A 12028-nucleotide genomic window follows, 5' to 3' on the forward strand; every position below is an offset into this window, starting at 1 on the left:
GCTGTTTCCCCCGGGGACCTTCGCCCCGAACCCGCGCCCCAATGCCGTATCCCGGATGCTGGCCGCACAGTTCGGGCTGGAACTCAAACTGCTGTTGCGCAACGGCGAGCAGCTGCTGCTGACCATGTTCATCCCGATCACCCTGCTGGTCGGGCTCACGCTGCTGCCGCTCGGCTCATTCGGGCAACACCGCGCCGCCACGTTCGTACCGGTGATCATGGCACTCGCCGTGTTCTCCACCGCGTTCACCGGCCAGGCCATCGCGGTCGCGTTCGACCGCCGCTACGGCGCACTCAAACGGCTCGGCGCAACCCCGCTACCGGTCTGGGGAATCATTGCCGGCAAGTCACTGGCCGTGGTTGCCGTGGTGTTTCTGCAAGCAATCATCTTGGGCGCCATTGGCTTTGCACTGGGCTGGCGACCGGCGCTGGCCGCGCTGGCTTTGGGCGCGACCGTCATCGCGCTGGGCACCGCCGGCTTCGCCGCGCTCGGGCTGCTGCTCGGCGGCACGTTGCGGGCCGAGATCGTGCTCGCGGTCGCCAACCTGATGTGGTTCGTATTCGCCGGGTTCGGCGCGCTCACCCTCGAAACCACGATGATTCCGACGGCCATCAAGTGGGCAGCGCGGCTTACCCCGTCCGGCGCGCTCACCGAGGCGCTGTCGCAGGCGATGATCCTGTCGGTGGACTGGTTCGGGCTGATCGTCCTGGCAGCGTGGGGAACGCTGGCGGCACTGGCGGCGCGTCGCTGGTTCCGCTTCACCTGATCGGGCGCCGGTCAGCCCGTCGATATTGCCGCCATGGTCGTTGGCCTGGCTGAAACCACAGCCATGGCGGCCATCTCGGGTGCGACGCCCGCTTCTACTACGCGACGTAGTTGTCGTTACGATCGGGCGGTGACCGTCGGACGAACGCTGATGCGGTTGGTGGACCTGCTCCCCGACCCGAGTCTGCGGGTGCAGCGCGCAATTGCCGCCGCCGTCATCGTGACCCAGGGCGGCATCGCGGTCACCGGCACGATCGTGCGGGTCACCGCGTCCGGCCTGGGTTGCCCGACCTGGCCGCAGTGCTTCCCCGGCAGTTTCACCCCGGTAGCGGTCGCCGAGGTGCCGCGGATCCACCAGGCGGTGGAGTTCGGCAACCGGATGATCACCTTCGCGGTCGTGATCGCCGCGGCGCTGGCCGTACTGGCGGTCACCAGGGCGCGCCGGCGCGCCGAGGTGCTGGTCTATGCATGGCTGATGCCCGCGTCGACGGTGGTGCAGGCCGTGATCGGCGGCATCACCGTGCGCACCGGGCTGCTGTGGTGGACGGTGGCCATCCACCTGGTGGCGTCCATGACGATGGTCTGGCTATCGGTGTTGCTCTACGTCAAGGTCGGCGAGCCCGACGAGGGGATTGTTCGCCGGCTCGTGGTCCGACCGCTGCGCGCGCTCACGGTGTTGAGCGCGGTGAATCTGGCCGCGGTCCTGGTCACCGGCACGCTGGTGACAGCCGCCGGGCCGCATGCCGGTGACAAGAGCCCCACCCGCACGGTGCCGCGGCTGAAAGTCGAGATCAACACCTTGGTGCACCTGCATTCGTCGCTGCTGGTTTCCTACCTGGCGTTGCTGGTCGGCCTCGGATTCGGGTTGTTGGCTGTCGGTGCAGGACGGCCGATCCTGCGGCGCCTCGCCGTGCTGCTCGCCCTGGTTTTCGCACAGGCGCTGGTGGGCATCGTGCAGTATCACAACGGGGTGCCGCCCGCCCTGGTCGCACTCCACGTCCTCGGGGCCGCAGCGTGTACGGCGGCCACCGCGGCGCTATGGGCGTCGATGCGAGAACGGGCCCAGCCCCAACCGCTCCAGAGCTGACTCCACGCACAGCGCGAACCGACGCTGGCCCCGATCGCGGGCCGATGCGTCCAACCGGCGCCAGCCCAGCGACGGGTCCACCAATTGCAGTTCCAGCAACTGCCTTCCGATCAGGTGGGCCCGCGCATAGAGCAGCTCGCCGATGCCGACGCGGGACGCAGCCGCGGCGCCGCCCAGCGCGGCGGCGCCGATCTCCCAGAGTTCGAAATCGGGCTCACCCTGACGCAGCGCGTCCTCTTGCGTGGTGAAGGCGTGTGACGGCTGACCGCCGAGGAAGATCAGCACGGTTTCGGCCACCGACGCACCGGCCTGCACCACCATCGAATGGCCGCCTTGCTGACGTTCGGCGAGATACGCCGCGGCCGCCGCGGGATCACTGAACCGGCGGGTGCCGGTACCGACGGTTGGGCTGACGAAGACCGGACCCGCATCCGGCAGCCTGGGCTGCTCGCCCGGCGGGCACACCTCACCGGGCACGGTCGGCACTCCCCGACTCGCCAGGTCGTCCAGATAGTGACGGTCGGCGTTCCAGGCGATCACCGAAGGCGGATTCAGTAGTTGGGCCACGCTGTTGGTCCAGCGCAGGAACTCGTCGAGGCGCCCGGCGTAATCGCGGGTGGCCCGCAATATCACCAGATGCGCGCGAGCCACGTCGGGATGGTCCCAAGGCAACCAATGGGCGTGTAACCCCCGGTGACGCAGAGCCGCAGCCAGCCCGACGTCGTCGCCGTCACCGGCGGGCTGCCGCGGCCAACCCGCCAACACGACGCGCGGGTGGAAGACATCCGGTCGGGCAAGCTTCATTGCCGGGCATGATAACCAGATGCACGCAATCGAAGTCAGTGAAACCGGCGGCCCCGAGGTGTTGCGTTATGTGGAGACACCGCAACCCGAAGCCGGTCACGGCCAGCTGCTGATCAAGGCCGAGGCGATCGGCGTCAACTTCATCGACACATATTTCCGCTCGGGGCAGTACCCACGACCACTGCCGTTCATCATCGGCTCCGAGGTATGCGGCACGGTGGTGGCCATCGGCCCGGGAGCCGAGACCGCCAATGGCGCCATTGCTGTCGGCGACCGGGTAGTCAGCGCATCAGCCAATGGTGGCTACGCCGAATTCTGTACGACGCCAGCATTTTTGACCGCTAAGGTGCCGGATGGCGTTAGCTCCGAGGTGGCGGCGTCGGCATTACTGAAGGGGCTGACCGCCCATTACCTGCTGAAGTCGGTGTACCCGGTGCAATCCGGCGACAGGATCTTAGTGCATGCCGGTGCCGGCGGTGTCGGACTGATCCTGACGCAGTGGGCCGCTCACCTGGGAGTGCGGGTGATCACCACCGTCTCCACCCCGGAGAAGGCCAGACTGTCCCGGGAAGCCGGTGCGGCCGAGGTTCTCGACTACCCCACCGATCCCGCGCAGTTCGCCGATCAGATCCGAGCGCTGACCGACGGGGCCGGTGTGGCGGGCGTCTACGACGGCGTGGGCGCCACCACGTTCGACGCCAGCCTGGCCAGCCTGGCCGTCCGGGGGACGTTGGCGCTGTTCGGCGCCGCCTCCGGTCCGGTTCCACCGGTCGACCCGCAGCGCCTCAACGCGGCCGGGTCGGTATATCTGACCCGCCCGTCGCTGGTCCATTTCCTGCGCACCGGCGAGGAATTCGGCTGGCGCGCCGCCGAGCTGTTCGACGTCATCGGCGCCGGGGTGGTCAACGTGGAGATCGGCGGTCGGTACCCGCTGGCCGAAGCGGCCCGGGCACACCAGGACTTGCAGGGCCGCAAGACAACCGGCTCAATAATGTTGCTGCCGTGAGTCGCTGACCCCGCCGCGTGAATCGACGGAGATAACGTGAGCCCTGCTCATCACCCCCAGATCAGACGGATGTTTGATCAGGCCGACGTCGTGATGTCTCTTCTCGACCAGCAGGTTCAGCGGATGAGCGCCGAGGGGTTCACCGCGACACATCAGACAGGTGCCGTCGAGGTGACTGTCAATGGGCATCGACGCCTGACCGGACTCAGCATCGACCCTGGGATACTTGGCATGGGCGCCCATGAAGTGGCCCAGATGATCAACGAAACTATCAGTGCAGCAAGTGATTACGCAGAGGAATGCATTACTGCTGACGTCGCGGAGCTAGCGGACAGTATTGCCGACGCCTTGGCGGCGATGCGGGACCTGCCGCCTCCGGCGTAGGACCTCACGGCACCCAGATGCGGCGATCTTCCCGGTGAGCCGAGGGTGCCTCCAGCTGATAAGCGCCGTCGGCCCCGCGGGTGTAGGGGAAGATCAGCCCGATCGCCACACCTTCGCGGTGCTCGACGCTGATCTCGATACCGTCCTGATTCGCCTCGGTCAATCTGACGTTGACCGCGACTGCCGCGGCGCGCAGGCTGTCCTTCAACTCGGCGAGCGCACGCCACTGTGGGGCGATCTGCTCTGTTATCGGCAGCTCACGACCGCGGGGAGTGACGGAGGAAGCACAAGCCGACCTCGACGAGTTGGTCGACGCCGCAACCGGGTTCGCACTCGAGCAGGTCCGCCTCGGCGGGTGAATTCCTGCCGTTCGCCCTCGCGTGCGTCCGCTGCCGGCCTCACCCGCTGTTCGCTCGGTCGAGCATGCCTACTCCCGCTGGCCCAGGCGAACCTCGGCCCTGGCACGGTGCTGATCGAGTGGCCCGAATTGTTGGACGCAACTGCGACTTTCCCATCAGCCACATCAGTCTCCGCGGGTTCGCGGTGTCTCGTCCTGCCCACCTGGTAGCGACAAATTCGTTGCGCGCCTTGGCTTGTCGCTGACAGGCGGGCGTGCATCCGGGTCAGCCAGCGACCAATGTGAATGATGTGATTGCCGGGCCAGCCGGTTCCAGGACTCCGCAGCGCGGTGACTAAATCAGCATCAGCCCTAGGTGAACCGGACGACGCTGCCCGGTACCAGGCGTTCCACTCGTCCGCGGCATTCCACTTCCACCGGCGGCACATCACGCGGTTCGACGCTGATCTCCGCACCCTTGCCGCTGACCCGCAGGTGTAGGTGGTTACCGCGGTAGTGAATTGGAAAGCCAAGCGCACCAAGGTATTCCGGCCAGAGCGGAGACAGCACGATGCGATCGCCCCGGATCTCGAGGCCGGTGAAGCACCGTTGCACGAAATCGACACTGCCGGCCATGGCGGCCAGATGAACGCCTTCCGAAGTGGTGCCACCCTGGATGTCGGCGATGTCAGACTTGAGCACCTGCTGGAAAAACTCCAGCGCCCGATCCCGATTGGCCCGCGCCAGCACCCAGCCATGGACGACCGCACTCAGCGTCGACCCATGTGACGTACGCGCGAGGTAATAGTCGACCATCTCCGGAATCCGGCGCGGATCCAGGTGATAGTCCAGCCGGTCCAGCAGCTCCCGCAATTCGTCGGCCGACAGCAGGTAGAGCAGCATCAGCACATCGGCCTGCTTGGAGGCCCGGTATCGGTTGACGTCGTCGTCCTCGGCTTCGAGGATGCGGTCGAGCCGCTGAATATTGCGGTATCGCCGCCGGTAAGCATCCCAATCCAGTTCCAGCAATTGCTCGTATCCTTCGAACTGGCTGATCACACCATCGTGGAACGGGACGAACATGCGCCTGCTGACGTGGTCCCAGTGGGCGAGTTCCTCGTCGGTCAAGCCCAGCTCTTCGCACAGGTCCAGCCGGTTCGGCAGCGGCATCAGCTGCAGTGCGTCGATCGCCCGCAGGATCACCCAGACCGCCATCACGTTGGTATAGGCGTTGTTGTCCACGCCGTCATATGGCCGGTCCGGGTAGCCGGAGTGGAATTCGTCGGGCCCGATGACTCCGTTGATGGTGTAGCGGTCGCGGTCCCGGTCGTAGGTGGCCCGGCTCACCCAGAACCGCGCGATCTCGGCCATCATCTCGGTGCCGTAGTCGATCATGTACGCCAAATCACCGGTGACCTGGTAGAAGTTCCATACGTTGTAGGCGACGGCGATACCGATGTGGTGCGCGCGGTGGCTGGCATCGGGTCGCCACCGCCCGGATCGCGGATTCAAGTGCTGCTCCGGGCTTTCCTCTCGCCCGTCGCTCCCGGACTGCCATGGGTACATTGCGCCGCGGTAACCGGCCAGCTTGGCCGCGCCCCGCGCCTCCACCAAGCGCCGATGCCGGTACCGGAGCAGCGACCGCGTGACCGTGGGAACTCGCAGGTTCAGCACCGGAAAGATGAACAGCTCGTCCCAGAAGATATGGCCGCGGTATGCCTCGCCATGCAGCCCGCGGGCCGGGACTCCGACATCGAGTTCCTCGCTGTTGTAGGACACCGTCTGCAGTAGATGCAGCAGATGCAGCCGCAAGACTCGCAATTCTTCGGTGTGGTTGCTGAATTCGATCGACACCCGCTCCCACAAATGTGCCCAGGCGAGCCGATGGGCAGCACAGGTCTCGGCGAACCGTCCTTGGCGGGCGAGCCTGCGCTCGGCTCCGGTCGACGGGTGTGACGTGGCAACGTCACGCCCGGTCACCAGGGTGACGATCTTCTCCACGGTCAGCGGCTGACCCGGTTTCAGGTCGGCGAAAATTTGGTGGCCGATTTCGAATTCTTCGTCGAGCAGTCGATATGTCGCGGGCGCCGGCGCATCGCCGTGCCACACGCTGGTCCGCGCGGCCAGCGCGACCGGGATTTTCGACTGGGTGGTCTCGACGGACATCAGCACCGAATTCTCTGACAGTGCAACCTTTTCCAGTCCCTGTAGGTGGTTGCTGGCCAAGTCCCGGTAACGCTCCACCCCGGAGTTGCGGACGTCGCCGTCCAGGGTTGACCGGATCTCGATTGTCCCTTCCCAGTCCTGGGCCACGACGGTGGTTTGCAGCGCCGCCACGTGCACCTGGTTCATCGCCACGAACCGGTGCTGCGTGATCGAGGTGGTACGGCCCGCGTCGTCGCGGTAGGTCAGCTCCCGAGTGAGCACCGCGCCGCGCAGGTCGAGCGTCTGGCGGTAAGACAGCAACGTCACCGCGTCGAGGTCCAACCAGTCACCGTCGCCGATGCGGAAGGTCAACGGAAGCCAGTTGGGCAGATTCACCAGGCTCTCGTGCGCAGTCCGGGTACCCGCGACCAGATCATCGAGCCGGTTGTACACACCGGCGGCATAGGTTCCCGGGTAATGGACTTGGCCGGCCTTGGATTCGGGAGCAGCCCCTCGAGTGGCGAAGTAGCCGTTGCCCACCGTGCACAGCGCTTCACGCAGCTTTTCGTTGGGCGGGTCATAACCTTCCCAGGTGAAAGTCCAACCGCGAGCGCGGGTCTCCCGGTCATAGGCCAGCCACCTGGCGCCGCGCCGAACGAAGTCACGAGCTTCCGTGGGGCTGGTCAGCGTGAAGCTGGCGGCGGTGGGGCGGTCACCGTCGCGGTCGTGGCGGACCACGACCCCGATACCGCTGAACCGCACCGCATCGAAGGCGTCCTCGTCGGTGAGGTCGCCACCGATGTAGATCGGCAGCACCCGGCCCGGTTGCGGCCCCGATTCGACCCCCGATTCGATGACGTGATCGCGGATCCAGGCAAGTGCGGTGCCCTTGTCCCAGTCGACATCCGGGCGCAGTTCGACAACCCCGCGGCCGGTAATCAGCCGAAGGCCGTGTCGTCGGCTCTGCCGGTGCGCTGCCGCGATCACGTCGGGCACCTGCTCATGCGCGACCTTGCCATAGTGCACGCGGACCCCGAACCGGGTGTGTTCAACGTGCGCGCCCGATGTCGGGCCCAGTTCCTCTTGAAGTGTGGTTGCTGCGCTTGCCATTACGGGGACCGCGGCGGCCGCCGCGTCATGCTGATACCGGGTGCCGTCGGGTGCCATCAGGTCAAATCCGTGGCTGCCGGCATACCAGATGCCCGGCAGCCCAACCCGGTTGCGAATATCCGCCAGATCCCGGCCGGACAACATCGCGACCGGGCACTGCATCGACAAATCCGCCAGCGCCTCGGCCGCGCCGTCGACCAGCGTGGCGAGGTCGGGGTCCGGCACGATCTCCGACAGCGTGCTGTCGTAATTCACACAGACGAACGGCTGCCGGCCGGAGACCATCCCGATCACCTGACCATAGGAATCCAGCGCGTTGGGGCGCCGCGACATGCATTCGTCGCCGGTGCGGACCATGACGTCGGAGAGATCGGCGACGACGACGTCGGCGCCGCAGTGCAGTAGTTCGTCGGGATGCCCCTCCTGGTCGAGACCGACGACGTAGGCGAAGCCGCACTCACGGGCCGCCGCCACCCCGCCGCTATCACCCGCGACCACCGCCGACCGCTCCGCGGCCACTCCCAGTTTGCCGGCGGCCGCTAACAGGCCGATGCAGTAGCGCTTGGTGGGGAGTTCCGGTGCCCCCGCGGGGGCTCGCTCGACCCGGGCGGTGAACGGTTCGGCGATCCCCGTCGCCTCCAGGACTCGGATGCTGTGGCCGGCCGGCGAGTAGAGGGCGGTGACCAAACCGGCCTGGCGGAGCCTATGGGCAAGCGCGAGGGTCGACTCCATCACCGAGTTGTCGGGCTCGGGTCGCGTCGACACGGCAGGAGTGTCGAGAACGAAGATCACCCCGTCGTGCCGACGCGGATCGATCGTGAACGACTTCATCGCGGGGATCCCCCTAGGCCCGGGTACTCAACGTCCAATGGTCGCGCGCGTTTGCAACGGCGAGAACCCTTTCCGGGCCATCCGAGCATTTCGGCAGCCGATTAGTGACAAAGGTCCCGTCGAGCTGAGGCAGCTCGGCCATGGCGGCACGCCGCTCGGAACTACGGCCGCTTGAAAACTAGAGCAGGGTAGGCAGGCCCAACGCCGAGTCGACCGCCAATGCGCAGAAGACCAACGCCAGATAGTTGTTCGACTGCAGGAACAAGCGCAGCGGCTTGACCGGCTCACCGGCGCGGACACCCGCGTCCAACTGATGTGCCATCGCCAGGAACCACGCACCCGCCACCACGGCCACCGCGGCGTACAGCCACCCGGTCGCCGGCGTCAGCGCCAGCGTCGCCAACACGGTCAGCCAGGTGTAGATCAAGATCTGCCTGGTGACCTGACGTTCGGTCGCAACCGCGGGCAGCATGGGCACGCCGGCCTCTTGGTAGTCCTCCTTGTAGCGCATCGCCAGGGCCCAGGTATGCGGCGGCGTCCAGAAGAAGACGATCGCGAACATCGCCAGCGCCGGCCACGCCAGGGTGCCGGTGACCGCCGACCAGCCGATCATCACCGGCATGCAGCCGGCCGCCCCGCCCCACACCACGTTCTGGGAGGTGCGGCGCTTGAGCAGCAACGTGTAGACGAACACGTAGAACGCCACCGTCGCCAACGCCAGCAGCCCCGACAGCAAGTTCGTCGTCCACCACAGCCAGAGAACGGAGACCACCGTCAGCGCCAAACCGAAGGCCAGCGCGCTTCTGGTCGGCACCGCGGCACGTGCGAGCGGCCGGCGCGCCGTCCGCTTCATCACCTTGTCGATGTCGGCGTCGGCCACACAGTTGAGGGTGTTCGCGCCGCCGGCGGCCATCATCCCGCCGATCAGCGTGTTGAGAATGACCAGCGGATGGACGCTGCCGCGATCGGCAAGCAGCATCGCCGGAATGGCGGTGACCAGCAGCAGCTCGATGACCCGCGGCTTGGTCAACGCCAGGTAGGCCAACGCTGTTGCGAGCGCGCGGCTCTTCTTCGACGTCGCGGTGCCTGGCGCGTAGTGGCGCCTGGCCATGCCAGGTATGCCAGGTATGCGGCCCGTCGCGACGCGGCCACGATCGCTCACGAAATAACTCCTCGGGGAACGGCCGCGCACAGCTTCTACTACGCACGATGGTAGACGGCGTCGCCGCGGCAGCAGTGCCGCAGGGTCGATTCACAGCAATTTTTCCGGCCTTGCGGCACTGATTGCACAGCGTACGCAGCCGACAGGCTATTTTCACAGTGCTGTTGGACGCTTTGCGACAGGCCGCGATGGTTACTCCAACTTGGGGCCTGCAACCGCCGGCCATCCCGCACTAGGGTGGGATTGATCAGTTTGATGACCCTGGACTGCGGACTGAACTGAGGACTGAATCTGTGACCACACTCGAAGAGATCTCGACGCTTACGCAACCGCGCCACCCCGACGACTGGACCGAGATCGATTCGGCTGCGGTCGACACCATCCGGGTGCTTGCCGCGGACGCTGTCCAAAAGGTCGGCAACGGTCACCCCGGAACAGCCATGAGTCTGGCTCCGCTGGCCTACACCCTATTTCAGCGCACGATGGTTCACGATCCGAGCGACACCACCTGGCTGGGCCGCGACCGATTCGTGTTGTCGTGCGGGCACAGCAGCCTGACGCTCTACATCCAGCTCTACCTCGGCGGCTTCGGCCTCGAACTATCCGACATCGAGTCGCTGCGCACCTGGGGTTCCAAGACTCCCGGACACCCGGAATTCCGGCACACCCGAGGTGTGGAGATCACCACCGGCCCGCTGGGTCAGGGGCTGGCGTCGGCGGTCGGGATGGCCATGGCGTCGCGGTACGAACGTGGTCTGTTCGACCCGGACGCCGAGCCGGGCACCAGCCCCTTCGACCACCACATCTACGTGATCGCCTCCGACGGGGACATCGAGGAAGGGGTGACGTCCGAAGCGTCGTCTCTGGCCGCCGTTCAGCAGCTGGGCAACCTGATCGTGTTCTACGACCACAACCAGATCTCGATCGAGGACGACACCAACATCGCGCTGTGCGAGGACACCGCCGCCCGCTACCGCGCCTACGGCTGGCACGTGCAGGAGGTGGAGGGCGGCGAAAACGTCGTCGGGATCGAAGAGGCCATCGCCAACGCGAAGGCCGTCACCGACCGGCCATCGTTCATCTCGCTGCGGACCATCATCGGCTACCCGGCGCCGAATCTGATGAACACCGGTAAGGCGCACGGCGCGGCCCTCGGCGACGACGAGGTGGCCGCCGTCAAGAAGGTGTTGGGATTCGACCCCGACAAGACATTCGAGGTTCGCGAGGACGTCCTCACCCACACCCGGGGTCTGGTGGCTCGTGGCAAAGAAGCCCACGACCGCTGGCAGGTCGAGTTCGACGCCTGGGCACAACGCGAACCGGAACGCAAGGCGCTCCTGGATAGGTTGACCGCCGAGCAGTTGCCCGACGGCTGGGACGACGACCTGCCGCATTGGGAACCCGGGTCCAAAGCGCTGGCCACCCGAGCGGCCTCCGGCGAGGTGCTTTCTGCCCTGGGACCGAAGCTGCCGGAGTTGTGGGGTGGGTCCGCGGACCTGGCGGGCAGCAACAACACCACCATGAAGGGTGCGGATTCCTTTGGCCCGCCGTCGATTTCGACCAAGGATTACACCGCGCACTGGTATGGCCGAACCCTGCACTTCGGGGTCCGCGAACATGCGATGGGCGCCATCCTGTCCGGCATCGTGCTGCACGGCCCCACCCGCGCCTATGGCGGCACGTTCTTACAGTTCTCCGATTACATGCGCCCGGCGGTGCGGCTGGCTGCTCTGATGGATATCGACACCATCTACGTCTGGACGCACGACTCGATCGGGCTGGGCGAGGATGGGCCGACCCACCAGCCGATCGAGCACCTTGCGGCGCTGCGGGCGATTCCCCAGCTCTCGGTGGTACGCCCGGGCGACGCCAACGAGACCGCATATGCCTGGCGCACGATACTGGCCCGCGGCAACGGCAGCGGTCCGGTCGGGTTGATTTTGACCCGGCAGGGCCTACCGATACTCGAGGGCACCAGCGCCGAGGGTGTCGCCCGTGGCGGGTATGTGCTCGGCGACGACAGCGATGACGAGCCTGACGTGGTGATAATCGCTACCGGCTCGGAGCTGCAGCTCGCGGTCGAGGCGCAGAAGTTGTTGGCGGACAAGGACATCATCGCGCGAGTGGTGTCGATGCCCTGCGTGGAGTGGTTCGAGTCCCAGCCACCGGACTACCGCGACAGCGTGTTGCCGCCGTCGGTCTCGGCCAGGGTCGCCGTCGAGGCCGGTGTCGCGCAGTGCTGGCACAAACTGGTCGGGGATACCGGCGAGATCATCTCGATCGAGCACTACGGCGAATCCGCCGACTACAAGACGTTGTTCCGGGAATTCGGCTTTACCGCGCAAGCGGTTGCCGCCGCCGCGGAACGAGCACTCGACAACTGAGAAAGGGCGTTTC

Annotated in this window: 9 protein-coding genes; 5 read left to right on the forward strand and 4 right to left on the reverse strand. The window is 66.3% G+C overall.

Going from position 1 to position 12028, the window contains the following annotated elements:
- Positions 1–55 precede the first annotated feature (55 nt).
- Positions 56–766, forward strand: coding sequence for an ABC transporter permease (locus tag CDN38_RS01890; RefSeq protein ID WP_233027146.1), 711 nt, complete (start codon positions 56–58; stop codon positions 764–766).
- Positions 767–916: 150 nt separating this feature from the next.
- On the forward strand, positions 917–1852 hold the full coding sequence (locus CDN38_RS01895) for a COX15/CtaA family protein (protein WP_075510602.1): 936 nt from the start codon (positions 917–919) through the stop codon (positions 1850–1852).
- Here the strand turns inward: CDN38_RS01895 and CDN38_RS01900 are convergent.
- Entirely contained in the window at positions 1802–2656 is an 855-nt protein-coding gene (locus CDN38_RS01900; RefSeq protein WP_099318752.1) for a DcsG N-terminal domain-containing protein, read from the reverse strand. The genes CDN38_RS01895 and CDN38_RS01900 overlap by 51 nt on opposite strands.
- Positions 2657–2675: 19 nt before the next feature.
- Between CDN38_RS01900 and CDN38_RS01905 the strand changes: the two genes are divergently transcribed.
- A complete protein-coding gene (locus tag CDN38_RS01905; RefSeq protein ID WP_075510576.1) occupies positions 2676–3662 on the forward strand; it encodes a quinone oxidoreductase family protein in 987 nt (328 codons plus the stop codon).
- Between the two features lie 69 nt (positions 3663–3731).
- Positions 3732–4046 carry a YbaB/EbfC family nucleoid-associated protein gene (locus CDN38_RS01910; RefSeq protein ID WP_075510577.1) on the forward strand — a complete coding sequence of 105 codons (315 nt, stop codon included), beginning with the start codon at positions 3732–3734 and terminating at the stop codon, positions 4044–4046.
- Between the two features lie 4 nt (positions 4047–4050).
- Here the strand turns inward: CDN38_RS01910 and CDN38_RS01915 are convergent, their stop codons facing one another.
- From CDN38_RS01915 to CDN38_RS01925, 3 genes are all read right to left on the reverse strand, one after another.
- A complete protein-coding gene (locus CDN38_RS01915; protein ID WP_075510578.1) occupies positions 4051–4254 on the reverse strand; it encodes a hypothetical protein in 204 nt (67 codons plus the stop codon).
- Positions 4255–4755: 501 nt separating this feature from the next.
- The gene (gene otsB / locus CDN38_RS01920; RefSeq protein ID WP_099318753.1) at positions 4756–8469 is read right to left on the reverse strand and encodes a trehalose-phosphatase; all 3714 of its coding nucleotides are present in this window, start codon (positions 8467–8469) and stop codon (positions 4756–4758) included.
- A 178-nt stretch (positions 8470–8647) separates the two neighbouring features.
- Positions 8648–9631 carry a heme o synthase gene (locus CDN38_RS01925; protein ID WP_099318754.1) on the reverse strand — a complete coding sequence of 328 codons (984 nt, stop codon included), beginning with the start codon at positions 9629–9631 and terminating at the stop codon, positions 8648–8650.
- Between the two features lie 293 nt (positions 9632–9924).
- Here CDN38_RS01925 and tkt point away from each other — a divergent pair, with 293 nt between their 5' ends.
- Positions 9925–12015 (forward strand): transketolase, encoded by a 2091-nt coding sequence (tkt, locus tag CDN38_RS01930; protein ID WP_023373281.1) that lies wholly within the window; start codon positions 9925–9927, stop codon positions 12013–12015.
- The last annotated feature ends 13 nt before the right edge of the window (positions 12016–12028 follow it).

Source organism: Mycobacterium ostraviense, assembly GCF_002705925.1.
Taxonomy (GTDB): Bacteria; Actinomycetota; Actinomycetes; order Mycobacteriales; family Mycobacteriaceae; genus Mycobacterium; species Mycobacterium ostraviense.

What these genes read in the sequence shown, in the direction of transcription:
- CDN38_RS01890 (WP_233027146.1), top strand. Translation starts at nt 56, where the DNA reads ATGCTGGCCGCACAGTTCGGGCTGGAACTCAAACTGCTGTTGCGCAAC.
- CDN38_RS01895 (WP_075510602.1), top strand. Translation starts at nt 917, where the DNA reads ATGCGGTTGGTGGACCTGCTCCCCGACCCGAGTCTGCGGGTGCAGCGC.
- CDN38_RS01900 (WP_099318752.1), bottom strand. Translation starts at nt 2,656, where the DNA reads ATGAAGCTTGCCCGACCGGATGTCTTCCACCCGCGCGTCGTGTTGGCG.
- CDN38_RS01905 (WP_075510576.1), top strand. Translation starts at nt 2,676, where the DNA reads ATGCACGCAATCGAAGTCAGTGAAACCGGCGGCCCCGAGGTGTTGCGT.
- CDN38_RS01910 (WP_075510577.1), top strand. Translation starts at nt 3,732, where the DNA reads ATGTTTGATCAGGCCGACGTCGTGATGTCTCTTCTCGACCAGCAGGTT.
- otsB (WP_099318753.1), bottom strand. Translation starts at nt 8,469, where the DNA reads ATGAAGTCGTTCACGATCGATCCGCGTCGGCACGACGGGGTGATCTTC.